This window comes from Acidisoma sp. (assembly GCF_035492295.1).
GTDB lineage: Bacteria > Pseudomonadota > Alphaproteobacteria > Acetobacterales > Acetobacteraceae > Acidisoma.
In genome coordinates, this window is sequence record NZ_DATJJK010000007.1 from 1 (window position 1) to 25,318 (window position 25,318).

Annotated in this window: 27 protein-coding genes and 1 pseudogene; 9 read left to right on the forward strand and 19 right to left on the reverse strand. The window is 66.3% G+C overall.

Annotated elements, in window-relative coordinates; all coding sequences use genetic code 11:
- A pseudogene (locus VL752_RS00490) lies at nucleotides 1–216 on the forward strand (hypothetical protein); the annotation flags it as partial.
- Nucleotides 217–237: 21 nt separating this feature from the next.
- Here the strand turns inward: VL752_RS00490 and VL752_RS00495 are convergent.
- The 9 genes from VL752_RS00495 to trpS all read right to left on the reverse strand — a co-directional run bounded on the left by VL752_RS00495 (nucleotide 238) and on the right by trpS (nucleotide 6,904).
- Nucleotides 238–582, reverse strand: a complete 345-nt coding sequence (locus VL752_RS00495) for a cupin domain-containing protein (RefSeq protein ID WP_325351765.1) — start codon at nucleotides 580–582, stop codon at nucleotides 238–240.
- 31 nt (nucleotides 583–613) lie between these two features.
- A complete protein-coding gene (locus VL752_RS00500) occupies nucleotides 614–2,062 on the reverse strand; it encodes an NAD(P)/FAD-dependent oxidoreductase (protein ID WP_325351766.1) in 1,449 nt (482 codons plus the stop codon).
- A gap of 72 nt (nucleotides 2,063–2,134) precedes the next feature.
- Nucleotides 2,135–2,935, reverse strand: a complete 801-nt coding sequence (locus tag VL752_RS00505; protein WP_325351767.1) for an AraC family transcriptional regulator — start codon at nucleotides 2,933–2,935, stop codon at nucleotides 2,135–2,137.
- Nucleotides 2,910–3,647 carry a 1-(5-phosphoribosyl)-5-[(5-phosphoribosylamino)methylideneamino]imidazole-4-carboxamide isomerase gene (hisA, locus tag VL752_RS22215; RefSeq protein ID WP_408863035.1) on the reverse strand — a complete coding sequence of 246 codons (738 nt, stop codon included), beginning with the start codon at nucleotides 3,645–3,647 and terminating at the stop codon, nucleotides 2,910–2,912. The genes VL752_RS00505 and hisA overlap by 26 nt, the downstream gene beginning before the upstream one ends.
- A gap of 8 nt (nucleotides 3,648–3,655) precedes the next feature.
- On the reverse strand, nucleotides 3,656–4,252 hold the full coding sequence (locus VL752_RS22220) for a GNAT family N-acetyltransferase (RefSeq protein WP_408863036.1): 597 nt from the start codon (nucleotides 4,250–4,252) through the stop codon (nucleotides 3,656–3,658).
- The gene (gene hisH / locus VL752_RS00515; protein ID WP_325351768.1) at nucleotides 4,240–4,875 is read right to left on the reverse strand and encodes an imidazole glycerol phosphate synthase subunit HisH; all 636 of its coding nucleotides are present in this window, start codon (nucleotides 4,873–4,875) and stop codon (nucleotides 4,240–4,242) included. The genes VL752_RS22220 and hisH overlap by 13 nt, the downstream gene beginning before the upstream one ends.
- Nucleotides 4,872–5,246: a DUF2628 domain-containing protein gene (locus VL752_RS00520; RefSeq protein WP_325351769.1), complete on the reverse strand. Its 375-nt coding sequence runs from the start codon at nucleotides 5,244–5,246 to the stop codon at nucleotides 4,872–4,874. The genes hisH and VL752_RS00520 overlap by 4 nt, the downstream gene beginning before the upstream one ends.
- Entirely contained in the window at nucleotides 5,243–5,866 is a 624-nt protein-coding gene (hisB, locus tag VL752_RS00525; protein ID WP_325351770.1) for an imidazoleglycerol-phosphate dehydratase HisB, read from the reverse strand. The genes VL752_RS00520 and hisB overlap by 4 nt, the downstream gene beginning before the upstream one ends.
- 30 nt (nucleotides 5,867–5,896) lie before the next feature.
- On the reverse strand, nucleotides 5,897–6,904 hold the full coding sequence (gene trpS, locus VL752_RS00530; RefSeq protein WP_325351771.1) for a tryptophan--tRNA ligase: 1,008 nt from the start codon (nucleotides 6,902–6,904) through the stop codon (nucleotides 5,897–5,899).
- A gap of 280 nt (nucleotides 6,905–7,184) precedes the next feature.
- Here trpS and VL752_RS00535 point away from each other — a divergent pair, with 280 nt between their 5' ends.
- Complete coding sequence (locus VL752_RS00535) at nucleotides 7,185–8,363, forward strand: efflux RND transporter periplasmic adaptor subunit (protein WP_325351772.1); 1,179 nt, start codon at nucleotides 7,185–7,187, stop codon at nucleotides 8,361–8,363.
- An 18-nt stretch (nucleotides 8,364–8,381) separates the two neighbouring features.
- On the forward strand, nucleotides 8,382–11,552 hold the full coding sequence (locus VL752_RS00540; RefSeq protein ID WP_325351773.1) for an efflux RND transporter permease subunit: 3,171 nt from the start codon (nucleotides 8,382–8,384) through the stop codon (nucleotides 11,550–11,552).
- Nucleotides 11,553–11,656: 104 nt separating this feature from the next.
- Here the strand turns inward: VL752_RS00540 and VL752_RS00545 are convergent, their stop codons facing one another.
- The 8 genes from VL752_RS00545 to gloB form a co-directional block, all read right to left on the reverse strand.
- Nucleotides 11,657–11,920 carry a hypothetical protein gene (locus tag VL752_RS00545; protein ID WP_325351774.1) on the reverse strand — a complete coding sequence of 88 codons (264 nt, stop codon included), beginning with the start codon at nucleotides 11,918–11,920 and terminating at the stop codon, nucleotides 11,657–11,659.
- A gap of 77 nt (nucleotides 11,921–11,997) precedes the next feature.
- Entirely contained in the window at nucleotides 11,998–12,327 is a 330-nt protein-coding gene (locus VL752_RS00550; RefSeq protein WP_325351775.1) for an SMR family transporter, read from the reverse strand.
- A 66-nt stretch (nucleotides 12,328–12,393) separates the two neighbouring features.
- The gene (locus VL752_RS00555) at nucleotides 12,394–13,380 is read right to left on the reverse strand and encodes a threonine ammonia-lyase (protein ID WP_325351776.1); all 987 of its coding nucleotides are present in this window, start codon (nucleotides 13,378–13,380) and stop codon (nucleotides 12,394–12,396) included.
- Nucleotides 13,377–14,861, reverse strand: a complete 1,485-nt coding sequence (locus VL752_RS00560) for a glycosyltransferase family 39 protein (protein ID WP_325351777.1) — start codon at nucleotides 14,859–14,861, stop codon at nucleotides 13,377–13,379. The genes VL752_RS00555 and VL752_RS00560 overlap by 4 nt, the downstream gene beginning before the upstream one ends.
- 74 nt (nucleotides 14,862–14,935) lie before the next feature.
- Entirely contained in the window at nucleotides 14,936–16,147 is a 1,212-nt protein-coding gene (locus VL752_RS00565; protein WP_325351778.1) for a glycosyltransferase family 2 protein, read from the reverse strand.
- 77 nt (nucleotides 16,148–16,224) lie between these two features.
- Nucleotides 16,225–16,665: a cupin domain-containing protein gene (locus VL752_RS00570; protein ID WP_325351779.1), complete on the reverse strand. Its 441-nt coding sequence runs from the start codon at nucleotides 16,663–16,665 to the stop codon at nucleotides 16,225–16,227.
- Nucleotides 16,666–16,678: 13 nt separating this feature from the next.
- Nucleotides 16,679–17,278, reverse strand: a complete 600-nt coding sequence (locus VL752_RS00575) for a glutathione S-transferase (protein ID WP_325351780.1) — start codon at nucleotides 17,276–17,278, stop codon at nucleotides 16,679–16,681.
- A 40-nt stretch (nucleotides 17,279–17,318) separates the two neighbouring features.
- Nucleotides 17,319–18,050, reverse strand: coding sequence for a hydroxyacylglutathione hydrolase (gloB, locus tag VL752_RS00580; RefSeq protein WP_325351781.1), 732 nt, complete (start codon nucleotides 18,048–18,050; stop codon nucleotides 17,319–17,321).
- A gap of 98 nt (nucleotides 18,051–18,148) precedes the next feature.
- On the opposite strand from gloB, the gene VL752_RS00585 reads away from it, so the two are divergent.
- Nucleotides 18,149–18,859, forward strand: coding sequence for a class I SAM-dependent methyltransferase (locus VL752_RS00585; protein WP_325351782.1), 711 nt, complete (start codon nucleotides 18,149–18,151; stop codon nucleotides 18,857–18,859).
- 85 nt (nucleotides 18,860–18,944) lie between these two features.
- Here the strand turns inward: VL752_RS00585 and VL752_RS00590 are convergent, their stop codons facing one another.
- Nucleotides 18,945–19,880 (reverse strand): ribose-phosphate diphosphokinase, encoded by a 936-nt coding sequence (locus tag VL752_RS00590; protein ID WP_325351783.1) that lies wholly within the window; start codon nucleotides 19,878–19,880, stop codon nucleotides 18,945–18,947.
- A gap of 185 nt (nucleotides 19,881–20,065) precedes the next feature.
- Nucleotides 20,066–20,524 carry a nickel-responsive transcriptional regulator NikR gene (nikR, locus tag VL752_RS00595; RefSeq protein WP_325351784.1) on the reverse strand — a complete coding sequence of 153 codons (459 nt, stop codon included), beginning with the start codon at nucleotides 20,522–20,524 and terminating at the stop codon, nucleotides 20,066–20,068.
- A gap of 101 nt (nucleotides 20,525–20,625) precedes the next feature.
- Between nikR and VL752_RS00600 the strand changes: the two genes are divergently transcribed.
- The 5 genes from VL752_RS00600 to VL752_RS00620 form a co-directional block, all read left to right on the forward strand.
- The gene (locus tag VL752_RS00600) at nucleotides 20,626–21,678 is read left to right on the forward strand and encodes a HoxN/HupN/NixA family nickel/cobalt transporter (RefSeq protein WP_325351785.1); all 1,053 of its coding nucleotides are present in this window, start codon (nucleotides 20,626–20,628) and stop codon (nucleotides 21,676–21,678) included.
- Between the two features lie 114 nt (nucleotides 21,679–21,792).
- On the forward strand, nucleotides 21,793–21,963 hold the full coding sequence (locus VL752_RS00605; RefSeq protein ID WP_325351786.1) for a DUF3309 domain-containing protein: 171 nt from the start codon (nucleotides 21,793–21,795) through the stop codon (nucleotides 21,961–21,963).
- Between the two features lie 95 nt (nucleotides 21,964–22,058).
- On the forward strand, nucleotides 22,059–23,483 hold the full coding sequence (locus VL752_RS00610) for an FAD-linked oxidase C-terminal domain-containing protein (protein WP_325351787.1): 1,425 nt from the start codon (nucleotides 22,059–22,061) through the stop codon (nucleotides 23,481–23,483).
- An 8-nt stretch (nucleotides 23,484–23,491) separates the two neighbouring features.
- The gene (locus tag VL752_RS00615) at nucleotides 23,492–24,700 is read left to right on the forward strand and encodes an FAD-binding protein (protein ID WP_325351789.1); all 1,209 of its coding nucleotides are present in this window, start codon (nucleotides 23,492–23,494) and stop codon (nucleotides 24,698–24,700) included.
- A gap of 9 nt (nucleotides 24,701–24,709) precedes the next feature.
- The coding region (locus VL752_RS00620; protein ID WP_325351788.1) for a 4Fe-4S dicluster domain-containing protein at nucleotides 24,710–25,318 on the forward strand (609 nt) is incomplete at its 3' end.

Here is a 25,318-nt window from a genome sequence, read left to right on the forward strand (position 1 = left end):
GCAACCTTCGCCGCCCATGAGGCGCTGCGGCGCAGCCATAGCGCCGGTCCCGATCCTCGTTGGCGCTGCACCGCCTGCGGCGCAGAGCACGAATCCTGGCACCCTGCTTGCCCCGTCTGCGGGACTGTGGGGCAGGTGGTGTGGACCGCCGAGACCGCGCCAGCGCAGCGGGCCGTGATGCCGGCGGCCCTTCTATCCAGCACAGCCACGCCCTGACGGGCGCGGCCCTGCGGTCGCTCAGCGCTTGATAATGACGTAGGTCTTGCGGACAGTCTCCCGAATGTCCCAAACGCCCATGGTGTTTTCGGACATCATGAAGGCATCCCCTGCCTTGAAAGCGATGGGTTCCCCGCCGGTGGGCGTGAAGGTGCCGGAACCCGCGATGAAATGGCAGAACTCCTGCTCCGTCACGAAGCGGTTCCAGCGGCCGGGCGTGCATTCCCAGATGCCGGTTTCGACCTGATCGGCCCGTTCAAACTCCTTATAGCTGGTATGGGCGACGGGCTCGCCGATGGGCGAGGCGACGGGGGCGGGCGTGCTCAAGGTTTCGCCGAGCGCGGCCCTTATATGGCTGACGGTCATGACAATCCTTTCGGTGGGGGGAACAGCGGCATCAGCCGATTTTCCAGATCATGAGCGCTTCCATGCGCTCGGAAACGCGCTGCGCCAGGCGGCGGCGCCACGCGGGGCTATGAGGATTCGCGAGCACGGCATCTTCGGACGCGAAGCTGCGCACGATGGCGTTGTAGCCGAGGAAGCGGAGAGGTTCGGGTTCCCAAGGCTTCAGCGCCTTGGCGAAGGGCTTGTCCGGAATCACCCAGGGCTGGCGAGTCTCGAGACTGTCGCGGCCAAGGATGAGGTCGGCCAGGGTGCGCCCGGCGAGATTGGTGGCGCCGACGCCTTCGCCGCCGAATCCGCCGGCCAGCGCCGTGCGGCTCTCCCGGTCGACCAGCATATGCGGCTGGAAGCGCCGCCCCATGCCGAGATTGCCGCCCCAGCTATGGGTGATGCGGACGTCCTTCAATTGCGGAAAGAGATCGGTGAAGAGGCGTCGCCGCAGCGCCGTTTCCTCCGCCGTCAGGGTGAAATCGCGCCGGATGCGGCCCCCGAAGCGGTAGCCGCCGCGCGCCCCGAAAACGAGCCGGTTGTCCTTCGTACGCTGCCCGTAGGTTACCTGGCGGCTGAATTCGCCAAAAGCCTGACCATGATCAAGACCGATGCCGGCCCAGACATCATGGCCCAAGGGCTCGGTCGCGACGATCAGGCTATGGACGGGAAGCTGGTAGCGGCTCAGCGCGGCCCCGTCCAAGGGCGGCAGGCTACCGGCAAAGCTTTCCACTGCCGGAATGATCCAGTCTGCCGCCACGCTTCCCTCTGCCGTCCGCAGGCGGCCCGGCTGCCAGACCGTTACCGCGCTTCGTTCGTGGATGGCCACGCCGAGCCGCTCCACCACCTGGGCGAGGCCCCGGACGAGTTTGGCGGGATGGATAGTGGCGCAATGGGGGGAGTAGAGGCCGCCGAGCGCGCCCGAAATCCGCACATGCCGGGACAGTTCGGCCGGGGAGAGCCAGCGGTAGTCTTCCTCTGAGAGACCCTCGCGGCGGAGGCTGTCCAGATAGCCGCGCAGCCGCACTGCCTGCTCCGGATAGCGCGCGGCGCAATACAGCATGCCGGCCTTCCGGAAATCGCAGTCGATGCCCTCGGCGGCCACGACACGGCCGACTTCGTCCGGAATGGCGGTGACAAGGCGCCAGGTTTCCTGGCGGCGCGGTTCGGGCAGATGGCCCACGAGCCGGTCCTCGCCCAACAGCCCGCCGATCACCCAGCCGCCATTGCGGGAGGAGGCGCCGAAGCCCGCTGTCTCCGCCTCGAGAATGACGATCCTTAAGTAGGGCGCGCGGGTCTTGAGGTAATAGGCGGTCCAGAGACCGGTATAGCCCGCGCCGATGATGGCGATATCGGCCTGCGTCTGGCCCTCCAGCGCCGGGCGCGGCGCAAAATCCTCAGCAAGCTGGCTGGTCCAGAGGCTGAGGTTTTTCCAGGCAGGGTTGGGGGCGGACATCAGCGTCTCCACGGCTTCCGCGTGCTTAGCGGAGTGCGCCAGCGGCGTCTTCCCGGCGGGTCCGGAAGGAGGCTAGCCACCCCGTGTATAGGCGGAGGGAGACAGGCCGGTCGCCCGGCGGAAGGCCCGGTAGAAGGCGGAGAGGGAGTTGAAGCCGGCGTCGAAGGCGAGGGTGTCGATACGCCCTTCATGGCCCCGATCGAGCGCCGCCAGCAGGTGCTGCAGCCGTTTATGGGTGAGATACTGGTAGAAGCTCATCCCCAGTACCTGGTTGAGCAGAAAGGAAATCTGGTTGCGCGTATAGCCGGTCTCGGCGGCGACGCGCGGCAGGTCGAGCTCTGGATCGAGATAAGGTTTGCGGCGCTCGAAATAGGCATCGAGTTCGGCGGCGATACTGCCGAGCTGGCGGGCCGAAAGGCCCAGGCGTTCGGCCGGCGGCCGTGCCGCGTGCCGGTCCGGACCCGGCGCACCCGGCGTCAGCGTCGCATATTCGCGGATCCGCAGGATCAGCCCGCTCCGCACCGTAATCGCCTCGCTGGCATGGAATTCGGCCAGTCGCCCCGCCATGGGCACAACGATCTGATACTGAATGAAGGCAGTGTCGCCATCCGCACGGATCCGGTCGATATGGTCGAGGAAGGGCGCGCCGTCCCGCGGCAGGCTGCGCGCCACATACGCGCCGAGATCGCCGAGCCGCAGCGAGAGGCCGCGGTAATGGTCGATATAGACGACCTCCGGGTCATAGCAGCCGAGAATGGCCGCGAGATCCCGGGCCTTCCAGGCGGCGTGGTAGCGGGTGACGGTGGCGCGCGTCGCCTCGGTCAGAGCCGCACCGTCGTCAGACGTGTCAGGCAAGGCCGCGGAGTGCGTCACCCGGCGTGATCCGCCCGTCATAGAGCGCGCGGCCGACGATCACGCCTGCGATCCCCGGCGTGTCGCGGGCCACCTTGCGCAGCGCCTCGAGGTGGGCGAGCGAGCCGACCCCGCCCGAGGCAATGACCGGCGTGGTGACGGCGCGGGCGAGGGATGCGGTGGCATCCAGATTGAGGCCTTCGAGCATGCCGTCCCGCCCGATATCGGTGAAAATGATGGCCGCCGCTCCCGCATCCTCAAAGCGCAATGCCAGGGTTTCGGTCGCCACAGCCGAGGTTTCGGCCCAGCCTTCGGTGGCAACGAACCCGTCCCGCGCGTCGATGCCGACAGCAATACGGCCGGGAAACAGGCGGCAGGCCTCCCGCACCAAATCGGGGTTCTTGGCGGCGATAGAGCCCAGGATGACACGGCTAACGCCCGCCGCCAGCCAGGCCTCGATGCTGCTGATGTCGCGGATGCCGCCGCCCAGCTGCACGGGCACTTTTGCGTTCGCGAGAATTGCCGTCACCGCCGCGGTATTGACCGAGCGGCCGGCGAAGGCGCCGTCCAGATCGACCACATGCAGCCAGGTGCAGCCGGCCTCCTGCCAGGCTCGCGCCTGGGCGCCGGGGTCCTCGCCATAGACGGTCGCCTGGTCCATGTCGCCGCGGCGGAGCCGCACGCAGGCTCCGCCCTTGAGGTCGATCGCCGGGTAGAGTGTGAGGGCAGGCATGGGCTAGGTCAGCTCTTCCGCTGCAAAAGCTTGTAGAAAAAGGCGCCGGCCACGAGCTGGCCGCCGATCCGCGCATAGGCGGGGTGGGTACCCCAGCGGATATAGCCGAGCCCTTCATAGAGCGCGATGGCGCCGCTATGGGTCTCGCGCACGTCGAGATTGAGGATCTGATAGCCCAGGTTACGGGCGCGTTCCTCGACCCTCATGACCATCATCCGGGCGAGGCCGAGGCGACGGGCATAGGGTGCGACAAAGGCCTGGGTCACCGTCGCTGCCATCGCCTGAGCCTCGTTGTTGCGCGGCGGGCGCACCAGCTGGGCCGATCCCACGATAACGCCATCCACTCGGCCGAGATAAAGTTCCCTCTCAGGAACCATCAATAATCCCTTGAAATAGCTCTCTATCACCTGCCTGCCCGGCGGCGTCAGCCAACCGAAACCGCCGCCGTCGATGATGGCGGCGTCCGTCGCCTCGCACAGCGCCAGCAGATCCTCGTCCGAAAAGGCGGTGATGCGGTCGACGCTGAGAAGCGGCTTCGCCTGCGGCGCCTCCGCTTCCGGGCCGTCTCCCATCTGGCCATCGGCCACGGCGATCACGGCGCCCATGTCAGAAAGTTCCTCATGATGGCGAGACCCACCTCCTGGCTCTTTTCGGGATGGAACTGCGTCCCCGCACGATTGTCGCGCGCAACCAGGGCGACGACCGGTCCGCCATAATCCGTGGTGGCGAGGATTTCGCTGGGCTTGCCATCACTCAGGGCGAAACTGTGAGTAAAATAGACATGGTCGCCCGGAACGAGACCACCAAGCAGGTGATGTGAACCGGGCGTGAAGTCGAGCCCGTTCCAACCCATTTGCGGCAGGCGCAGGCCCGGTGCATCGATGCGGGTGATTTCGCCGCGGACCCAACCGAGGCCTTCGGTGGCGCCGTATTCCAATCCGCGCTCGGCCATTAGTTGCATGCCGACGCAGATGCCGAGGAAGGGCGTGCCGGCATCGACCGTCTCTTCCAGTGCGTCGCGCAGATGCGGCACTGCGGAAAGCCCCTCCATGCAGTCTCCGAAGGCGCCCTGGCCGGGCAGCACGATGCGGCTTGCTTCCCGGATCTCGGCAGGATCGCTCGTCACCCGCACATCAGCCACAAGCCCCGAGCGCTCGGCGGCGATCGCCACGGCGCGCGAGGCGGAAGCGAGGTTGCCGCTGCCGTAGTCGACGACCGCAATCTTCATGCGAGATCCTCCGAAGCGAGGGTCGGGTCGCGGTCGACCAGCCGGGCGAAACCAGCCTCCGCGTTCCGCGCCGCGACGACATAGCTCTCCGAAAAGCCCCGCCGGGCGAGCGACCAGCGGCAGAGATCGCGGCCCGTCAGTCCCATCAGCAAGGCATAGGCCGCGAGGAGCACCGGCGGCAGCACTGCGCCGGGCCAGAAGGATGAAAGGGCGAGCAGCGCCCCAGGCACAACCAAGGCGATGATGCCGGCGATCCAGGCGCGATGGGCGAAAAGCCAAAGCGGCCCGAACAGGAAGGCACCGAGGGAAAAGCCTTCCCGCACCAGCAGGGGCATCTGCCCCGGCCGCAGATGGGCAGTATAGATCCTCATCCCGCGAGGGATCCTTTGGTCGATGGAATGGCGCCGCCAGCCCGCGGATCGAGCCCGACCGCCATGCGCAGGGCCCGCGCCACCGCCTTGAAACAGGCTTCGGCGATGTGATGGTCGTTGCGCCCGGCCTTCTGGATCAGATGCAGATTGAACAGGCCGTTGGCCGAAAGGGCGCGGAAAAATTCCTCCGCCAGCTGGGTGTCGAAGGTCCCGATCTTGTCGGCCGTGAAGGAAACCTGCCAGCCGAGCGCGGCACGGCCGGAAAGGTCGACCGCCGCTTCGACCAGCGCTTCATCCATCGGCACCAGGGCCTGGCCGTAGCGGGTGATGCCGCGCTTGTCGCCGAGCGCCTTCAGGATCAGCTGTCCCAACACGATGCCGACATCCTCCACAGTGTGGTGGTCGTCTACATGCAGGTCGCCCTGCGCTTCGATTTCGAGATCGAACATGGCATGGCGGCCGAGCGCCGTCAGCATATGGTCGAAGAAACCGATGCCGGTGGCAGTCTTGACCTGACCGGTGCCGTCGAGGTTCAGCCGGACCGTGATCTCGGTCTCCGAGGTGCGGCGGGTGAGCTTGGCCATGCGGGCCGCGCCGAGGGGGGCAGGGGTCGCGTCCATTCGTCCTGGATACCTTATCCGCCGCAGGAGTTACACTGCCGGAGGTTGCAGAAAGCCGACCAGCCGTTCGGCCTCGGCCACGATCGGGTCGGCAATGGCGGCAGCCCGCGCGGCGCCTGCGAACAGAATGCGGTCGATATGTCCGGGATCGGCCACGAGACGGCGCGTTTCGGCCGCGATGGGCCCGAGCTTCTCGACCATGAGATCCGCGAGCTCGTTCTTGAACGTCGCGAATCCCTGGCCGCCGAACTGGGCGAGGACTGCGTTCTGGCTCAACCCCGAAAGGGCGGCGTAGATGCCGACGAGGTTGCGGGCTTCGGCCCGGCCCTCGAGCCCGGCGGCCTCGCCCGGCAGCGGCTCGGGATCGGTGCGGGCACGGCGGATTTTCGCAGCGATCGTCTCGGCATCGTCGCTCATGTTGATGCGGCTCTGGTCCGAGGGATCGGATTTCGACATCTTCTTCGTTCCGTCACGCAGGGACATGACGCGCGCGGCTTCCGGCATGATCAGCGGCTGGATTTGCGGGAAGAACTCCACCTCGTAATCATGGTTGAACTTCTGCGCGATGTCGTTCGCGAGTTCGAGGTGCTGCTTTTGATCGTCTCCCACCGGCACGCGCGTCGCGTGATAGGCGAGGATGTCGGCGGCCATCAGGTTGGGATAGACGAAAAGGCCGGCAGAGGCCGCCTCGCGGTCCTTCCCCGCCTTATCCTTGAACTGGGTCATGCGGTTCAGCCAGCCGATGCGGGCGACGCAATTGAAGATCCAGGCGAGGCGCGCATGGGCGGGCACGGCCGACTGGTGGAAAAGAATGTGCTTTTCGGGGTCGATGCCGCAGGCGATGATCGTCGCCGCCATCTCCCGCGTCTGGCGGCGCAGCACCTCCGGTTCCTGCCAGGTGGTGATCGCGTGGAGATCGACCACGCAGTAGAGGCAGTCATGGTCGTTCTGCAGCGCCACCCAGTTGCGGATCGCTCCGAGATAATTGCCGAGCGTCGGAATGCCCGACGGCTGGATTCCCGAAAATACCCGTTGCATCTACGCACCTTTCGTAACGCGGAAAGACCTTGGAGCGACCGCCGTTTCGTGGCCGGAGGGGGGCTTTTCCCCGCATCGGAGCGGTCCGTCAATGACCGCTCCCCCGTCCTTTCGGCATGCGTATCATCATGCTGCGGCGCGGCAGCCCCGTTGACCGTTCGGTCAGTAGGCCTCAAGATCGGTATGAATGATCTTTAATTCCACATCCAGACGGGTGGGGTGGATCGGGATTTGCGGCAGCCCGGATTGCCGCCATCGACTCTAGCCCAGGGATCACCTGATGAGACTTCGGTATTCCGCGATGGTTTTCGCAGGCCTACTCGTGGGCGCCTCTTCGGCGGCGCGTGCGCAGATGGGCCCCGGCGGCCCGCCTGCCGTGGGCGTCACCAAGGCGGCGATGACACCCATCTACCTGACGAGCCAGTATATCGGCCGCGTCCAGGCGATCAGCAAGGTGACAATCCGTGCCCGTGTCACCGGCACGCTGGAGGAGCGCGACTTCAAGGAAGGCGACGAGGTCAAGAAGGGTCAGCTGCTCTTCATCATCGAGCAGCCGCCTTATCAGGCCGCCGTGCTGCAGGCCCAGGGCGCCGTCATCCAGGCCGAGGCGGCGTTGAAGAACGCCAAGCAGAACCTCACCCGGTCCCAGACCCTGCTCAATACCCCGGCCGGCCAGCGGTCGACCGTCGATACCGACGTCGCGAGCCAGGGCCAGAGCCAGGGCCAGTTGCTGGTGGCGGAAGCGCAGCTCAAGACCGCGCAGATCAACCTCGGCTACACCACCATCACCTCGCCGATCGACGGCCGCATCGGCGTCGCGACCGACCCGGGCAATACCGTCGCCTTCACCGATGCGGCGCTCGCGACGGTGGTGAGCCAGGACCCGGAATACGTGACCTTCCCGGTCTCGGAGGTCGAGGTCATGAAGCTCCAGCAGCAATATGCCGGCAAGGGCGGGCTCGGCGCGCTGACCGTCAAGGTCAAGCTGCCCAATGGCCAGATGTATGACCAGACGGGTAAGATCGACTTCAGCGACATCAGCGTCAGCGCGTCGACCGATACGATCAACCTGCGCGCGACCGTGCCCAACCCGTCGCGCGGCGCCCAGAGCGATTCGGGCGGCAACCGCACCCTCGTCGACGGCGGCTTCGTCACCGTCATCCTGCAGTCGGCCAATCCGATCCAGAGCGTGACCATTCCCCGCGCCGCCGTGCTGGCCGACCAGCAGGGCTATTACGTCTATATCATCGACGCGAAGAACAACGCCGAGCGCCGCAACATCACGCTCGGCCAGTCGCCCGATCCCCTGCTCGCCGTGGTCGCGAGCGGCCTTAAGGCGGGCGACCAGGTGGTGGCGGACGGCGTGCAGCGCGTGCATCCGGGCGCGCCCGTGAAGCCTGTGCCCTATACGCCGCCGAAAGCCCCCTCGACCTCCGAATCCGACGGTTCGGACGGCTAGGGCAGGGCCAGACACACCATGTTCTCCGCCATCTTCATCGACAGGCCGCGGCTTGCCATCGTCATCGCGGTTCTGATCACGCTTGCCGGGTTGATTGCGCTGACGCGCATTCCGGTCGCCCAGTTCCCGGACATCGTGCCGCCGCAGGTCTCGGTCACCACCTCCTATCCCGGCGCCTCGGCGGCGGTGGTGGAGGCGACCGTCGCCCAGCCCTTGGAGGCGCAGATCGTCGGCGCCGACAAGATGATCTACATGCGCTCCTACAGCGGCAATGACGGCAGCTACAGCCTCACCGTCAGCTTCGCCCTCGGCACCGATCCGAATATCGACGTCGTGAACGTGCAGAACCGCGTCGCCGCCGCGCTCTCGCAGCTGCCGTCGGAAGTGCAGGCGGAAGGCGTGCAGCTGCGGCAGAAATCATCGGCCGTGCTGCAATTCGTGCTGTTCTCGAGCCCGGACAAGTCGCTCAGCCCGCTCTTCATCTCCAACTACATCACCATCAACGTGCTCGACGTGCTCTCCCGCACACCGGGCGTGGGCCAGGCTTTCCTCTTCGGTGCGCAGAACTATTCGATGCGCATTTGGATGAACACCGACCGTCTGACCCAGCTCGGCCTCTCGCCCCAGGACGTGATCAACGCCATTTCGGCGCAGAACACGCAGGCGGCGGTTGGCACCATCGGCGCCAAGCCGATCGGCAACGAGCAGCAGTTCACGATGAACATCCAGACGCAGGGCCGCCTGGTGACGCCGGAGCAGTTCGGCAACATCATCCTGCGCGCGAATTCGGACGGCTCGATCCTGCGCGTGAAGGACGTGGCGCGCATCGCCCTGGGCGCCGAGAGCCAGAACACCCAGGACCAGCTGGACGGCGCCCCCGCGCTCGGCATCGGCATCTATCTCGAACCCGGGGCCAATGCGGTGGAGACCGCACAGCGCGTGAAGGCGGCGATCGCCGGTCTCTCGCAGCGCTTTCCGGCCGGGCTGAAGGCGCAGGTCATCTACGACACCTCCGACTTCGTGAACGAGACCGTCCACGAGGTTATCCAGACCATCGTCGAGGCCTTCATCCTCGTGGTGCTGGTCGTCTTCCTCTTCCTCGGCGGCAATATCCGCGCCACCATCATCCCGGCGATCGCGGTGCCGGTCAGTCTCATCGGCGCCTTCGCGGTGCTGATGGCGCTCGGCTATTCGGCCAATACCATCTCGCTCCTCGCCCTTGTCGTCGCCATCGGCGTCGTCGTGGATGATGCGATCGTGGTGGTCGAAAACGTCGAGCGCGTGATGGAGGAGCATCCCGACATGGATCCCCGCGCGGCGACAAAACTCGCCATGCGGCAGATCATCGGGCCGATCATCGCGATCTCGCTCGTGCTGCTCTCGGTCTTCGTGCCGGTAGGCTTCATTCCGGGCCTCTCCGGCCAGCTCTTCAAACAGTTCGCCGTTACGATCAGCGTGACCATGCTGATTTCGGCGACGAACGCGCTCACGCTGTCACCCGCCCTTTGCGCGCTCTTCCTGCGTCCCGTGAAAAACAAGGAGACGAGCAAAGGACCCTTCTCGCGTCTCAGCCGCGGCATCGACCGCGTGCGCAACGGCTACGGCCATACCGTGGGCCGGCTGGTGCGCTTCGCGATCATCGTCGTGCCGCTGCTGCTCATCGTGGCAGCGGGTCTCGTTTTCATGGCGGGGCGGACGCCGGGCGGCTTCCTGCCCGAGGAGGATCAGGGCGCCTTCTTCACCGCCGTGGAACTGCCGGACGGCGCCTCGATCAACCGCACGCAGCAGGTCGTGGACCGGGTCGCCGGCATGCTGAAGGCGATGCCGCAGGTGCAGCACACCATCTCGATCGTCGGCTATTCCATCCTCGACGGTGCGGCCGAGCCCAACGGTGCCTTCGTGGTCGCGCGCTTGAAGCCCTTCGCGCAAAGGCCGGGGGCGGCGAACAGCGTGCAGGCGCTGATCGGCAAGATGTTCGGCATGTCGCAGCAGATCATGGGCGCCAATGTCTTCCCCTTCAATCTGCCGCCGATCATCGGCCTCTCCACAGGTGGTGGCTTCGAATACCAGCTTGACGCGTTGGAGGGCCAAGACCCGCAGGACATGGCCTCGGTCCTCGGCAGCCTGCTCGTCGCCGCCAATACCGACCCGCGGCTGACCCGCGTCTTCTCAACCTTCTCGGCCGGAACGCCGTCGATCTATCTCGACATCGACCGTGAGAAGGCGCAGGCGCTCGGCGTCAATATCAGCGACATCTTCACGACGCTGCAGGCGACGATGGGCGGCTACTACGTCAACCAGTTCAACCTGTTCGGCCGCGTTTGGCAGGTCAATATTCAGGCCGAGGCTTCCGACCGCGACGATCTCTCCTCGATCTGGAAGATCTATGTCCGCAATGCGAGCGGCAATATGGTGCCGCTGCGCAGCCTGGCGACGATGCGGATCGTGACCGGCCCGCAGGTCATCAGCCGCTACAACAACGTCCGCTCCATCACCATCGACGGTTCACCTGCACCGGGGGAATCCTCAAGCCAGGCACTGGCGGCGATGGCGGAGATTTCCAACAAGGTGTTGCCCGCCGGCTACGGCTATGAATGGACGGGCACCGCCTACCAGGAAGTCCAGGCCGGTGGACAGACGGGCGTGGTGCTCGCCCTCGCGGTGCTCTTCGCCTATCTCTTCCTCGTAGCCCTCTACGAGAGCTGGACGATCCCGATGTCGGTGCTGATCTCGGTGGTCGTCGCCGGTCTCGGCGCCTTCATCGGCCTCACCGTCACGCAGCTGCCGCTCAACCTCTATGCCCAGATCGGCCTCGTCACTCTCATTGCGCTCTCCGCCAAGAACGGCATTCTGATCGTGGAGTTCTCAAAGGAGCAGCGCGAGATGGGGGTGCCCATCCGGGATGCGGCGGTCGCCGGCGCGCGTCTGCGGTTCCGCGCGGTGATGATGACCTCCTTCGCCTTCATTCTCGGCCTCGTGCCGCTGGTGATGGCGACGGGGGCGGCGCAGATCAGCCGTCGCTCGGTCGGCACGCCGGTCTTCTTCGGCATGATCGCGGCGAGCTTCGTCGGCATCTTCGTGATCCCGATGCTCTACACCTGCTTCCAGTACATGCGGGAATGGGCGCGGGTGAAGATCTTCCGCCTGCCGCCGCTGGAATTCCACAAGCCGAAGGCTTGGGAGGAGTGATCCTTCTGGCCAACGCTAAGGAATGAAGCAAAAGCCCTGGAGCGGTAACGTCTCCAGGGCTTTTGTTGGGCCCACGGCTGGTTGAATTAATACTTAGACCAGATCTATTTGTTGGCAGATTCTTCCAGGATGCCAGGAAAAGCATCCTCCAATTGAGCGATGAGCTGCCGCGCGGAAACTCTCGTCAGTTGTAGAGTCTGGCTAAGCTTTCCTGGCTTGGTACGAGTTACCGTTCTTCCGTAGGTGTTGATTTGGAATATCGGGCCATCTGGCTCTTCGAAATAAAACGTTCTCGCGTTGTCTATTTCGTCGTGAGTTTGGCCACTTGGATGAAGACCAGTGCCTTCAACTTTGCTTAATCGTGCCATTGTCATGCTCTCGAAATTTGTTGCACATCATTATCGGTTTAGCGCGACAGATCAAGCATAGCCACCACCTGTCTGGATCAGTGCCCGCCGGCTTTGGAAAAAACATTCATCGTCAACACGCCCGCGATGATCAGCGCCATGCCGAGGATTGCCGGCAGGTCGAGCTTCTGGCCCTGGAAGGCCCAGGCGACGGTCGCGATGAGAACGATGCCGACGCCCGACCAGATGGCATAGGCCACGCCGGTCGGGATCGTTCGCAGCGTCAGCGAGAGGAAGTAAAAGGCGACCGCGTAGCCCGCAACGGTCGCGAGCGACGGGCCGAGCTTCGTGAAGCCATCCGATATCTTCATGAAGGATGTGCCGGTGACTTCACCGACGATGGCGATCAGCAGAAAGAGATAGGGCATGGAGCCGGTCTAAAGCCGGCCCCCGTCGATTGTCACGCGCAATGAGACGCGCGCGACTCGTCCTGCTCAGATCTCCGCCGCATAGCCCAGTGCCCGCTCGAAGGTCGCCGGATCGACATTGCCGCCCGAGACGACGATCGCGGTCGTGCGGTCCCGCCCGTCGAAGGCGCCCGACAGCAGGGCCGCGAGGCCGACCGCGCCCGAGGGTTCGACCACGAGTTTGAGATGCAGGAAGGCGAAGGCCATGGCGCGCAGCACGGCTTCGTCCGTCACCACCACGCCGCCCGCAACGCGGTCCTTGTTCACTGCGAAGGTCAGCTCGCCCTGATTGGGGGAGAGCAGCCCGTCACACAGAACAGAACCGCCATCGCCATTGCGCTCGCGCGTGCCGGAGAGGAGCGAGCGGCGCATGTCGTCCCGTCCCTCGGGCTCCAGCGCGTAGGTTTTCACATCCGGAAAGCGGGACTGCATGGCGAGCGTCACGCCGGCGAGCAGCCCGCCGCCGCTGACAGGCACCAGCACGGCATCGGGGGCGACGCCCACGGACGCCGCGTCCTCCGCGATCTCCAGCCCCGCGGTGCCCTGGCCGGCGATCACTTCCAGCTTGTCATAGGGCGGGATGATGGCCGCTCCCGTGCGCTCGGCCTCGGCGCGGGCCAGCGCCTCGCGGTCATCGCGCAGCCGGTCGAAGGGCACCACGTGCGCGCCCCAGCTTTTCGTCATGCGGGTTTTGATGGCGGGCGCGTCCTCCGGCATGAAGATGGTGGCAGGCAGGCCGGCGGCGGCCGCGGCATAGGCCACCGCTTGGGCGTGATTGCCCGAGGAGAAAGCAACGATGCCGCCGCGATGCCCGGCCTCGGCCAAAGCCAGCACGGCATTCATCGCGCCCCGCAGCTTGAAGCTGCCGGTGTGCTGAAGGTTCTCCGCCTTCAGCAGCACGGTGCCGCCCACCGCCCGGTCCAGCACCGCGCTGCGCAGCAGCGGCGTGTGGCGCAGCCGTGCGCTGGTGCGCGCGCGGGCGGCGAGGATGTCGTCGAGGGTCGGGAGGATCACGGTTCAGCTCCGGATGGCAGACGGGTCAGAAGAGAGGCGGCGCCGGGTGCGAGCGTCACGGCATAGAGCTCATAGCTCTCGCCGATTCGTCCATTGCGGCCACGGCTGATGGTGCCGAGAAGCGTCATGCTGCTCCAGGGGGCTGCATCGGGCGGTGTATGCCGGCGCGTCGTGCGGATGAAGATCCCCGTCTCACCCGGGGGCACTGCCGTTTCAGGATGCGGGAGGGAAAAAACCTGCCAGCGCGGCTCGTCGCTGAGGACGGGCAGGGCGCCCGGCAGGCGCAGGGCGAGTTCGGAGCCGAGCCCGTATTCGTCGACCGCGACGAAGGAGGCCTTCGCCTGATGGGCGTGAAGGACCATGGCGCGGGCAAGCTTGTTCCAGCCACCCAGCAGCCGGACGGTCGGGTCACCCGGTCCGCCGATGGGAATGGGGCTCGCGACCGCCTGGACATAGACGACCAGCGCCATGGCGAAGCCGAGCGCGAGGCCCGGCTTCAGCCAGCGGCGGCAGGCAGGCAGGCGGGCGGCCGCGATGACGCCGGCGGGATAGATGATTTCGGGCCAATTGCCCTGCACGCGGTCACCTAAGGCATGTTCGATGAAAATCAGCGCCGGAAAGACGCCGAGTGCCACGAGCAGTCCGGAGACCGGATCGCGCGTGCGGACCACCCGCACGGTCTCTACGGACAGGCCGACTATGCAGAGGACGAAGATGATGGGCGTCGCGAGCCCGGCCTGGCCGCCGATCAGCTCACCCAGGAACTGCAAGGCGCGGGCCGGGTGGAAATCCCCCGTGCGGCCGCCCTGTTTGGCGAAGCTGATCCAGCTATGGTCGGCGTTCCAGAGAATGACCGGCAGGAACAGTACGAGTGCGAGCATGAGGCCGCCCCAGGCGCGCGGGTCCCGCAGCCAGCGGCGGCCGGCGGGAAGCGCCAGGCACCAGAGCCCGATCCCGGCCAGCAGCAGGGCGCCGGTATATTTGCTGTCAAGCGTCAGGCCGGCGGCGATGCCCGCCGCAATCCACCACCAGCCCGAGCCGCCCGCGACGAGCCGCGCCATGGCCCAGAGCGTCAGCGTCCAGAAGAAAACGAGCGGGGTGTCGGGCGTCATCAGGATGGCGCCGGCGCCGAAAAGAAGCGTCGCGTTGAGCAGAAGGGCCGCCGCATAGCCGCGGCCCGCGCCGAGTTTCCGCGCCGCATCGAAAATGAAAAGAGAGGCGGCGGCCGCGGACAGCGGCCCGAGCAGACGGATGCCGAGCGGCGTCGGGCCGAAGATCCAGGTGCCGATGCGCACCCAGAGGGCCACCATGAAGGAATGGTCGTAATAGCCGGCGGCCGGCGCCCGGCTCCAGACCCAGTAATAGGCCTCGTCCGGCGAAACCGTCACCACCGCCGCGACCCCTATCCGCAGCGCTGTCAGCGCGAGAAGGGCGAAGCCAAAGGCCAAGGCGGGGGAGCGAAGGGATTTCTGGTCCGGCATGGTGGGGGCCGCTATGCCGGACCGGGGGCGGCGGCGCCAGCCCCCGTTACTGCGCGGCAGAGCTCACTCAGACCTCAGACCGTGCGCCAGACCAGCGTGGAGGAGACGGCGTAGTTCCACACCACGCCGACGGCGGCGCCCACGGCGGCGGCGGCCAGCCCGTTGTCGCTGAAGGGCGAGAACAGCGCTGTCGCGATGCCGACATTGGCAACGGCGCCGAGACCGCAGACGAGCATGAACAGCACCAGCCCGCGCAGCAGCTTCGGGCCGCGCAGCCGGTGGCTGCGATAGGTCAGCCGGTTGTTGAGCTGGAAGTTGAAGAGCATCGCGATGACAGTCGCGATCACTTCGGCCGCGACGAAGTCGAGGCCGAGCCCCTGGCCGACCCAGAGCGCCGCGATGTTCACCACCACGCCGAGGGCACCCACCAGCGCGAAGGCCAGGAAGCGCATCGGCACATAGCCGCGCAGGCTCTTGTCCAGCAGCAGGGAGGCGAATTGCACCATCACCAGCGCGTCGAGCTTGCTCTCCCCGGCCTCGCGCCGGTGGAACTGGCAGGGGATTTCGAGCACGCGCAACCGCTCGGGCGCCGAGAGGATGAGGTCGAGCAGAATCTTGAAGCCCTGGCCGGAGAGGCGCGGGGCGATCGCCTCGAACCGCGCGCGCGGCATCATGAAAAAGCCGCTCATCGGGTCCGTCACGCGCATGGGCAGGAAATACTGCGCGACCGCGATGCCGGCATTGGAGATGCGGTGGCGCGTGGCGGACGAGAGCCCGTCTGAGGAGCCGCCGAGGACATGGCGACTGCCGATGACGACATCCGCGCCCCCCCGGCGGAGTTGTGCCAGCATGTCCGGCAGCACGGTCTGGTCGTGCTGCAGATCGCCGTCCATGACGGCCACGAAATCGGCGGAAGAGGAGAGCGCGCCCTCGATCACGGCGGAAGAGAGGCCGCGCCGGCCAATGCGGCGAATGCAGCGCACCCGCGGATCGACGCGCGCAAGGCTGCGCGCCTCCTCGGCCGTGCCGTCCGGGCTGTTATCGTCGACGAAGATGATTTCCCAGTCGACACCGGGCAGGGCGGCGGCCACCCGCTCCACCATCGGGCGGACGTTCGGCCGTTCCTTGTAGCAGGGCACGACGATGGAAAGCTCCGCGCTCTGCCGGGCCGCGCTCTGGCGGGCCACATTCGGCCGGGTCGCCGGATCAGAATCGGATGTCATGCCGCTATGGGACACCGGGAAAGTGGCCGCGGGCAAGGCATGATCGACCGTAAGCTCGTCCATGGGTAGCGGCTTCCGTGCAGGCGGTGAGAATAGGACAAAGGCGCAGATGCCAGCACTTTGCGGCGGCATGAGGGCGGTCAGCCCGGTGGGTTCCATCCCGCAGGCGCCATCTCGAATCCTGCAAACAGAAAGGCGGGGGCCACGATGCAGGAGACAAGCGTCCAATCGCCGTCGCTCCAGGCCCGCTGCCAGTGGCCTTTCGGCACCGTACGCTGCAGGGCCTCGCCCCGGCTCAGATCAGGGCCGAGCGGATGGCGCGTCGTGGCCGCATCCGGGGCGGCCATTTCAAGGGCCAGCGGCGCGCCCGCATGCCACAGCCAGATTTCCACGGCATCGACCTTGTGCCAGTGGCTGACGACGCCGCGCGGCAGCAGGAAGTAGATACCCGTGGCGGCGCCTCGATTGTCGAGGTCGCCGTCGCGGAAAATCTCGCGGTAGAAGCCGCCTTCGGGATGCGGGGCGAGACCGAGGCTGGCCACCACCGCTTCCGCCGCGAGGCCCGGCCCCGTCAGGTCCATGGGGGTGCCGCCCTCAGCCCGGCGGTACGCTGGCCGCGAAGCCCGGAAGCTCGGCGGTAAAGGCCGCATACCAGCGGGCGAGGCGGGGATGGCCGGCCCGCCAGTCAAGCTCCGAGAAGCGGAAATCGAGATAGCCGAGCGCACAGACGACGGAGATGCTGCCGATATCGGCATGGGCCTCGGCCGGCGGGTGCTCCTCCAACAGGGCGAGGCCGCGGCTGACGGCCTCGAGCTGCCGGGCGATCACCGCCTTGCGGGTCGGTTCCTCCGGCCGCATGCGCTCCATCCGCGCGAGCACCGCGGCGTCCATCATGCCGTCCGCCAGAGCCTGCATGCGCAAGGCCGACCAGCGGGCGCCGTGTTCGGGGAAAAGCGGCGGCGCCTCGCCGACACTGTCGAGATATTCGCAGATCACCGGACTGTCGAAGAGTGCCTCGCCATCCTCCGTCACCAGGCAGGGCACCTTGGAGAGCGGATTGGCCGTGACGAGGGACGCGGGGGAGGCGTGCGCATCGGTGGGCACGCGCTCGATTTGCCCGTCGAGATCGCGGATGGCCGCGCAGAGCACCACCTTCCGCACGAAGGGGCTGGTCGCCGAGTAGAAGAGTTTCATGACAGTCCTTCTGGGTCGCCGATTGGGCGCGTTTGGCCGATCAGCCTTTGAAATTATCCTTCATCGCGCGGATGCGGCCGAAGGAGGGCGCGTCCGCCGCGAGCAGGTAGGGATTGACCGGCAATTCGTCTCCAAGGCGGACGGGAAGGGTCTGCATCCCCGCCGCCCGCATGCGGTCAACCTCGGCCGCGCGCTCCTGCAGCAGCGCATTGTCCGGGTCGATCGAGAGCGCGAAGCGGGCATTGGACTGCGTATATTCATGCCCGGCACAGATCAGCGTCTCCTCCGGCAGGGCGGCGATCTTCTGAAAACTCTGGAAGAACTGCTCGGGTGTGCCCTCGAACATGCGGCCGCAGCCGAGGCTGAACATGGTGTCGCCGCAGAACAGGATCGGGCCATCGGGGAAGAAATAGGAAATATGGCCGACGGTGTGGCCCGGCGTGTCGATGATTTCGGCCGTATGGCCGGCGAAGGTGACCGTGTCGCCCTCGCTCACGCTGATATCGAGGCGCGGCAGGCGATGCGCATCGGCGCCATTGCCCACGACGGGGGCGCCATAGCGGGCGCGCAACGCCTCGACGCCCGCGATGTGATCGTCGTGGTGATGGGTGAGCAGGATCATGTCGAGCTTGGCGCCCATCTGCTCCACCGCGGCGATCGCCGCCTGGCCGTCGGCCGGGTCCACGAAGGCGATGGCGCCGGATGCGTCGTCGCGCAGGATCCAGGCATAGTTGTCGGAAAGCATGGGGACGGTGATCGGGGAGAGTGTCATGCCGCATAGCCTAGCATTGGTGCGGCCGGGGGTGAATGCCGATCGGCCGACAATCAGCCGGATCGCGGGGCTTTGTGCTTCTGTGTATGCTGCGCGGAATGGCACTCGATGTTCACGCGGCGGCTGACTTTTACGGAACCACGCAAGGCGTGGTCGCCGCCCGGCTCATTCGCGAGCGTATCGGCGCGCTGTGGCCGGACATGGCGGGCAAATCCGTGCTCGGCCTGGGCTATGCCCCGCCCTACTTGCGCGCCTGGCGGGAAGAGGCCGCGCTTACCGTCGCGGTGACGCCCGCGCAGCTGGGCGCCGCGCGCTGGCCGGTGGGCGGTGCCAACCTCACCTGCATGGCGGAGGAGGATGCGCTGCCCTTCAACGGCCCGGTGTTCGACCGGGTGCTGCTGGTGCACGGTCTGGAGAATGCCGAAACCGTGCGGTCGATGCTGCGCGAAATCTGGCGCGTGATGAAGGATGACGGCAAGCTGATGGTCGTCGCCCCCAATCGCCGCGGCATGTGGGCCTATTTCGAGCACACGCCCTTCGGTTATGGCACGCCCTATTCGGCAGGGCAGGTGGGGCGGCTGCTGGCCGGGAACATGTTCCGGGTGGAGCGGCGGGACATCGCGCTGTGCATGCCGCCCTGGGACATGCGGCTGGTGCTCCGCTCCAACCGGCTGTTCGAGCGCGCGGGCCGCTGGGCGACACCGCAATTCGCCGGCGTCACCATCGCGGAGGCGGTGAAGGACGTCTATTCCGCGATCCCAACCAATATGACGCCGAGCCGGCGGTTCATTCTCGCGGAAGCGCCGTAGAGCGGCGTGAGGTTTAGACCAGTCCCCGCCGCTTGAGGAAAGCTAGATCAGCCCTGACGGCGAACACACTGAACCACGTGTCACGCTAAAACAGCGCGCTGACTGATTCTCCGTTGTGAATACGCTGGATCGCTTCCGCCAGAGCCCGGGCGACTGACAGCACCTTCAGCTTAGGCGCCAAGTTAGCCCCGGAGATGGGCACCGTATTCGTACAGACAATCTCGGCCACCTCCTCCAGCGCAGACAGGCGCTCGAGCGCGTCGCTCGAAAAAAGACCGTGTGTACAGGCGAGGCGGATGGAGCGCGCGTTGTACTCGCGCAAGCGTTGGACCAGTTCGATCATCGTGCTGCCCTTGGCGATCTCGTCGTCAAGAACAATCACGTCCTTGCCGGCCACATCACCAATAATCGCGCTAATCTTAACCTTGTCGTCCGGGAAGCGTTGCTTGGCCCCAGCCGCGACGGGCGTCCCCAACAGGCGGGCGAAGGCGGCTGCATCCTTTGCGCCGCCCAAATCTGGCGAGACCACAACGGCGTTGGCGAGATCATATTGGCGGAAATGGCCGGCCAACTCGTTGCGGGCATGCAGATGGTCAACTGGTACACTGAAAAAGCCATGTACTTGAGGTGAATGCAGCGCCATGGTGAGGACGCGGTTTACCCCAGCGGTGGTGAGGAGGTCGGCCACCAGCCGGCCCCCGATCGATATGCGCGGCGCATCCTTCTTGTCTGACCGCGCGTAGGAGTAGAAGGGTATGACTGCCGTGATACGCGAGGCGGATGCGCCGCGCGCTGCATCGGCCATCAACAGCAGTTCCATCAAGTGTTCCTGAGTGGGCGGTGATAGCGGCTGAATCAGGAAAACGTCTTGCTCGCGGCAATTCTCTTGCAGTTGAATCTGCAGGCAGTCGGTGGCGAAGCGATGCACATGTGAGGGAGAAAGCGGTTTTTGAAGATGGTTACAGACTTCCGCTGCAAATGCCTGGTGCGCGGACCCGCTGAATACTGTGATCCCGTTCATTGTCCCACCTAGATTAAATGCGAACGTGCAATAGCAATCCCGCCCAGGAGAGTCCTGGCACGTCTTTGACCCGATATGGATAAACATGCAAGGAAGTCCGTCGGAGTGGCGTGTCAGCTTCCTTGGCCAGCTTGCCCGGAAGCGAGCCGGTCAGGCCTCAAGCACAACCCGCCACCACGCGCCATTCACGCATGGACGTGCCGATGGGTCTCCTCGCGGTCGCCATGGCGATGGGTTGTCTCGAAGACCTCCACCGGAATGACGTGCAGGTTCGCGTGGCGCACGCCGCGTTGCGCCGTCATGCCGTTGGCCAGACCGCGCACGGCCCCCGAGGGTCCGCGAAGGACAGAGACTTCCAGGCAGGTTTCGTGATCAAGATGAACGTGCAGGCTCGCGACGGTAATATCGTGATTGTCATGCGCCGCCCGGCTGAGCCGCTGGGCGAGAGCCCGCGTCTCGTGGTCATAGACATAGCCGAGCACGGCGACGCAGGGCGTCTCCCCGGCCATCGCGCTCTCCCGCATCGCCGCCTCGCGCAGCATGTCTCGCACCGCTTCCGAGCGGTTGGCATAGCCACGGCGCGCCATGAGGGCGTCGACCGAGGCCATCAGCGCATCGTCGATCGTGATGGTGAAGCGTTGCATCGCTCTCTCTCTCCCGCTGCGTCCGCCCGCTGCGATCGGGCGTCTGGACATCATACTTTTTCGTCAGATAGTGTGACACGAAGGCCGCGCCGGGGACCAGCATGCTGCGAAACGCAATTTCTGTCCTCAGCGCGGATGGCGGCCAGGGTCTGCGGCGCCGCGCTGGCCGGATCTACCTGGGCCTGATCGCTGCCAATCTCGGTGCCTGGGCTTGGGCGATCTTGCTGTTTCGCCATCATCCGGTGCTGCTCGGCACGGCGCTGCTCGCCTATAGTTTTGGCCTGCGGCATGCGGTCGACGCTGATCATATCGCGGCGATCGACAACGTGACCCGTCGCCTGATGCAGGCGGGCCGGCGGCCGGTTTCGGTGGGCTTCTTCTTCTCCCTCGGCCATTCCACCGTGGTGGTGGGGGCAACGATCGCAATCGCTGCGACGGCCACCGCCTTCCAATCCCAGATCGCGTCCTTCCATGCGGCGGGCGGGATTATCGGCACGCTCGTCTCGGTGCTGTTCCTCTTCGTGATCGCGGCGATGAATTTCTCAATTTTGCGTCACCTTTGGCGGAGCTTCCGCCAGGTGAAGGCGGGCGGGCGCTACCGGGAGGAAGATCTGGAGACGCTGCTTTCCGGGCGCGGACTGATCGCCCGGATCTGTCGCCCGTTATTCGGCCTCGTCGGCCAAAGCTGGCACATGTATCCGCTCGGCCTGCTGTTCGGCCTCGGCTTCGATACCGCGACCGAGGTCGGGCTGCTCGGCATTTCGGCCGCCCAGGCGGGGCAGGGGCTGCCGGTCTGGTCCATCCTGGTCTTTCCCGCGCTGTTCACGGCCGGGATGGCGCTGGTCGATACGACGGATGGCATCCTCATGCTCGGCGCCTATGGCTGGGCCTTCATCCGACCGCTGCGCAAACTCTACTACAATTTCACCATCACCCTGGTCTCCGTGCTTGTCGCGGTCATGGTCGGCGGGGTGGAGGCGCTGGGGCTGTTGGCCGACCGGCTCGCGCTCCAGGGGCCGTTCTGGGACGTGATCGGCGCGCTGAACGAGCATTTCGGCATCATCGGCTATCTCATCATCGGCATTTTCCTGGGCGCCTGGGCGCTGTCCGCCGCCATCTACCGCTGGCGCGGCTACGACCGGCTGGAGGCCTGACACTCACATTTCCGTGTCAAAACATCCTGGCCGGTCTAGCCTCTGCGCCGGGAGATGCCATCTCCCCATCAATGACCGGCGCCGCATCATGCGGACCGGAAGCGGGAGATAGTCATGCTTCTTCTAATCCTGATCATTCTGGTCATCCTTGTGCTCGGCGGCGGCGGATACGGCTACAGCCGGGGCTATTACCGGGAGCGGCCGCATTACGGCTACGGCATGGGCGGACTCGGCACCTTCCTCATCGTCGTGCTGATCCTGTTCCTGCTCTTCGGCCACCACTGAGCCGGCGCCGGGCGGGGCAGGGCGCCCCGGCCCGGCTTGCCTTGCGCCGCCGCCGGGCGCAATTTCGGTCCCCGTGCGGGGAGGCACGCCCAACAATGATTCGCCAGCCGGAGCCCAAACCCGAAGTCCTTGCCCATTGTTCGAAGATCATCGCCGGGTTGCGCGCCTTGCTGCCCGAGACCGGGGTGATCGCCGATACGCTGCGCCTCAAACCCTATGAGACCGACGGGTTGAGTGCCTATCGCCAGCCGCCGATGGCCGTGGCCCTGCCGGAAACCACCGAACAGCTTGCCGCCGTCCTGCGCTTCCTCCACCGCGAGGGCGTGCGCGTCATCCCGCGTGGCGCCGGCACCAGCCTGTCCGGCGGTGCCCTGCCGCTGGCGGACGGCGTGGTCGTCGGCATGATGCGCATGAACCGCATCCTCGAGATCAACTATGCCGATCGCTTCGCCGTGGTGCAGGCGGGTGTGACCAATCTCGGCATTACGGCGGCGATGCAGGAGGACGGGTTCTTCTATGCGCCCGATCCGTCAAGCCAGCTCGCCTGCATGATCGGCGGCAATGTGGCGATGAATTCGGGCGGCGCGCATTGTCTGAAATACGGGGTCACGGCCAACAACCTGCTCGGCCTGAAAATCGTCACCATCGAAGGAGAGATCATCGACATCGGCGGCGCGCATCTGGACGGCGGCGGCTATGACTGGCTCGGCCTGCTGACGGGCAGCGAGGGCCAGCTTGCCATGACCGCGGAAGTGACCGTGCGCATCCTGCGCGCGGCCGAAGGGCAGCGCGCCATGCTGGCGGCCTTCCGCTCCAACGAAATCGCCGGTGCCTGTGTCGACCGCATCATCGGCTCCGGCATCATCCCGGTGGCGCTGGAATTCATGGACCGGCCCGCGATCCATGCCTGCGAAGCCTTCGCCCATGCCGGCTATCCGCTGGATGCGGAGGCGATGCTGATCATCGAGGTGGAAGGATCGGTTGCTGAGCAGGACGAGCTTCTCACCCGCATCCGCGCGATCTGCGATGAGTTCGACCCGATCAGTTGCCGGGTCTCCCAGTCCGCCGAGGAGAGTGCCGCGATCTGGAAGGGTCGCAAGGGCGCCTTCGGCGCGGTCGGCCGCATCAGCCCGGATTACCTGTGTATGGACGGCACCATCCCGACCAGCCGGCTGCCCGAGGTGCTCGCCCGCATCCAGGCGATGAGCGACGATTGCGGCCTCAAGGTCGCAAACATCTTCCATGCCGGGGACGGCAACCTGCATCCCCTGATCATGTTCGATGCCAATGACCCTACCAGCTTCCAGAAGGCGGAAAAGTTCGGCGCCGATATCCTCTGCCTCTGCGTCGAGGTCGGCGGTTGCCTGACGGGCGAACACGGCGTGGGTGTCGAGAAGCGGGATCTGATGGACCGGCAATTCAACCCCACGGAACTCGACCAGCAGCGCGCCATCAAATCGGCCTTCGATCCGGATTGGCTTCTCAACCCGTCAAAGGTCTTTCCGCTGGTGCCGGCGTGAGTGCCGTGATGGAGCTCTCCGGATTCCAAGCCCCGGTTGAGGAGCGGGACTTCGCCGAGATCGTCGGCGCGGCGCATGGGTCGAAAACGCCGGTCGCGGTCGAGGGTCTCGGCAGTAAACTCGGGATGCTGCGGCCGGTGCAGGCGGGCATGACGCTCTCCACCCGCAACCATACCGGCATCACGCTTTATTCGCCGCGCGAGATGATCATCGCGGCACGGGCCGGCACGCCGCTTTCCGAGATCGAGGCGGCGCTTGCGGCGGAGAACCAGCAGCTGACGGCGGAGACGCCCGATCTTTCGGCGCTCCTCGGCACCGCGCCGGGGCAGACGCTAGGCGGCGCGCTGGCGACCAACCTGAGCGGTCCGCGCCGCATCGCCTGGGGGGCGATGCGCGACCATGTCATGGGCGTGCGGGCGGTGAACGGGCGCGGCGAGATCATCCGCTCCGGCGGGCGGGTCTTGAAGAACGTGACCGGGCTCGACCTCTGCAAGCTGCTCGCCGGCAGCAACGGCACGCTCGGCGTATTGACCGAGGTGACGCTGAAAATCCAGCCGCGACCGGAAGCCTCTGGCACGCTGGTCCTGCGCGGGCTGGACCCGGCCGCGGCCGTCGCCGCGCTTTCGACCGGTCTCGGCTCCCCCTTCGGCGTGTCCGGCGCGGCCTTTCTGCCGGGCTGGGCGGCGGCGGAAATTCCGGGCCTGGGCGATGCCTCTGTCACCCTGATCCGCGTCGAGGATTTTGCCGCGAGCGTCGCCTACCGGCTCGGCCGGCTCGCGACCGATCTCGAACGGCGCGGCCTGTCCGAGATTGTTGACGAGGCCGAGAGCCGCCGCCTCTGGCAGGCCGTGCGCGACGTGCAGCCAATCCGGGTAGCCGAGGGCGAAGCGGTCTGGCAGGTCTCGACCCGGCCATCACGCGGGCCGACGGTTCTGGCGGCGGCGGAGGCTGCCGGTGCACGCGGCTTCTTCGATTGGGGTGGCGGCCGGCTTTGGCTCGCGGGGGCGGGGACCGAGACCTTGCACCAGGCGATCATGGCGGCCGTCGGCCGCGAGGGCGGCAGCTGGACGCTGATGCGGGCGCCGGAGGCCTTGCGCCTCTCGGCCGCCGTGGTGCCGCCGGAAGTGCCCGCGCTCGCTGCCCTTTCGCAGCGCGTGAAGCTCGCCATGGACCCCGCGCGCATCCTCAATCCTGGCCGCTTGGCGGCGACGCTGTAAGGCTTCCCTATGCAGACCAACTTCACCGCCGAACAGCTGCGCGACCCGGACACGGCCGCCTCCAACCAGGTATTGCGCACCTGTGTGCATTGCGGCTTCTGCACCGCCACCTGCCCGACCTTCGTGCTGCTGGGCGATGAGCTGGATAGCCCGCGCGGGCGCATCTACCTGATCAAGGACATGCTGGAGAGCGGCCGCCCGGCGACCGAGGAGGTGGTGCGGCATGTCGACCGCTGCCTCTCCTGCCTGTCCTGCATGACGACCTGCCCCTCGGGCGTGAACTACATGCATCTGGTCGACCATGCCCGCCGCTATATCGAGGAGACCTACCAGCGGCCCTGGCATGAGCGGGCGATGCGCAGCGTGCTCGCCCGCGTGCTGCCGAACCCCACACTGTTCCGGCTGGCGCTGAAGGGTGCCGGCCTCGGCCGGCCCTTCGCCGGGATGATCCCGCAAGGCTCGATGCTGGGGAAACGGATGCACGCCATGCTGACGCTGGCGCCCAAAGCCCTGCCGCCGGATAGCCCCGTGCAGCGGCCGCAGACCCACCAGGCCGAAGGCGCTCGGCGCGGGCGCGTCGCCTTGCTCACCGGCTGTGCGCAAAAAGTGCTGTCGCCG

Coding starts and splice junctions, on each gene's coding strand:
- hisH (WP_325351768.1), bottom strand. CDS start 4,875: ATGAAGATTGCGGTCGTCGACTACGGCAGCGGCAACCTCGCTTCCGCC.
- VL752_RS00605 (WP_325351786.1), top strand. CDS start 21,793: ATGCTTCTTCTAATCCTGATCATTCTGGTCATCCTTGTGCTCGGCGGC.
- VL752_RS00565 (WP_325351778.1), bottom strand. CDS start 16,147: ATGGACGAGCTTACGGTCGATCATGCCTTGCCCGCGGCCACTTTCCCG.
- VL752_RS00550 (WP_325351775.1), bottom strand. CDS start 12,327: ATGCCCTATCTCTTTCTGCTGATCGCCATCGTCGGTGAAGTCACCGGC.
- trpS (WP_325351771.1), bottom strand. CDS start 6,904: ATGCAACGGGTATTTTCGGGAATCCAGCCGTCGGGCATTCCGACGCTC.
- hisB (WP_325351770.1), bottom strand. CDS start 5,866: ATGGACGCGACCCCTGCCCCCCTCGGCGCGGCCCGCATGGCCAAGCTC.
- nikR (WP_325351784.1), bottom strand. CDS start 20,524: ATGCAACGCTTCACCATCACGATCGACGATGCGCTGATGGCCTCGGTC.
- VL752_RS00575 (WP_325351780.1), bottom strand. CDS start 17,278: ATGAAACTCTTCTACTCGGCGACCAGCCCCTTCGTGCGGAAGGTGGTG.
- VL752_RS00585 (WP_325351782.1), top strand. CDS start 18,149: ATGGCACTCGATGTTCACGCGGCGGCTGACTTTTACGGAACCACGCAA.
- hisA (WP_408863035.1), bottom strand. CDS start 3,647: ATGCCTGCCCTCACACTCTACCCGGCGATCGACCTCAAGGGCGGAGCC.
- VL752_RS00540 (WP_325351773.1), top strand. CDS start 8,382: ATGTTCTCCGCCATCTTCATCGACAGGCCGCGGCTTGCCATCGTCATC.
- VL752_RS00495 (WP_325351765.1), bottom strand. CDS start 582: ATGACCGTCAGCCATATAAGGGCCGCGCTCGGCGAAACCTTGAGCACG.
- VL752_RS00610 (WP_325351787.1), top strand. CDS start 22,059: ATGATTCGCCAGCCGGAGCCCAAACCCGAAGTCCTTGCCCATTGTTCG.
- VL752_RS00590 (WP_325351783.1), bottom strand. CDS start 19,880: ATGAACGGGATCACAGTATTCAGCGGGTCCGCGCACCAGGCATTTGCA.
- VL752_RS00615 (WP_325351789.1), top strand. CDS start 23,492: ATGGAGCTCTCCGGATTCCAAGCCCCGGTTGAGGAGCGGGACTTCGCC.
- VL752_RS00560 (WP_325351777.1), bottom strand. CDS start 14,861: ATGCCGGACCAGAAATCCCTTCGCTCCCCCGCCTTGGCCTTTGGCTTC.
- gloB (WP_325351781.1), bottom strand. CDS start 18,050: ATGACACTCTCCCCGATCACCGTCCCCATGCTTTCCGACAACTATGCC.
- VL752_RS00520 (WP_325351769.1), bottom strand. CDS start 5,246: ATGAGGATCTATACTGCCCATCTGCGGCCGGGGCAGATGCCCCTGCTG.
- VL752_RS00570 (WP_325351779.1), bottom strand. CDS start 16,665: ATGGACCTGACGGGGCCGGGCCTCGCGGCGGAAGCGGTGGTGGCCAGC.
- VL752_RS00500 (WP_325351766.1), bottom strand. CDS start 2,062: ATGTCCGCCCCCAACCCTGCCTGGAAAAACCTCAGCCTCTGGACCAGC.
- VL752_RS00545 (WP_325351774.1), bottom strand. CDS start 11,920: ATGGCACGATTAAGCAAAGTTGAAGGCACTGGTCTTCATCCAAGTGGC.
- VL752_RS00535 (WP_325351772.1), top strand. CDS start 7,185: ATGAGACTTCGGTATTCCGCGATGGTTTTCGCAGGCCTACTCGTGGGC.
- VL752_RS00600 (WP_325351785.1), top strand. CDS start 20,626: ATGCTGCGAAACGCAATTTCTGTCCTCAGCGCGGATGGCGGCCAGGGT.
- VL752_RS22220 (WP_408863036.1), bottom strand. CDS start 4,252: ATGGGCGCCGTGATCGCCGTGGCCGATGGCCAGATGGGAGACGGCCCG.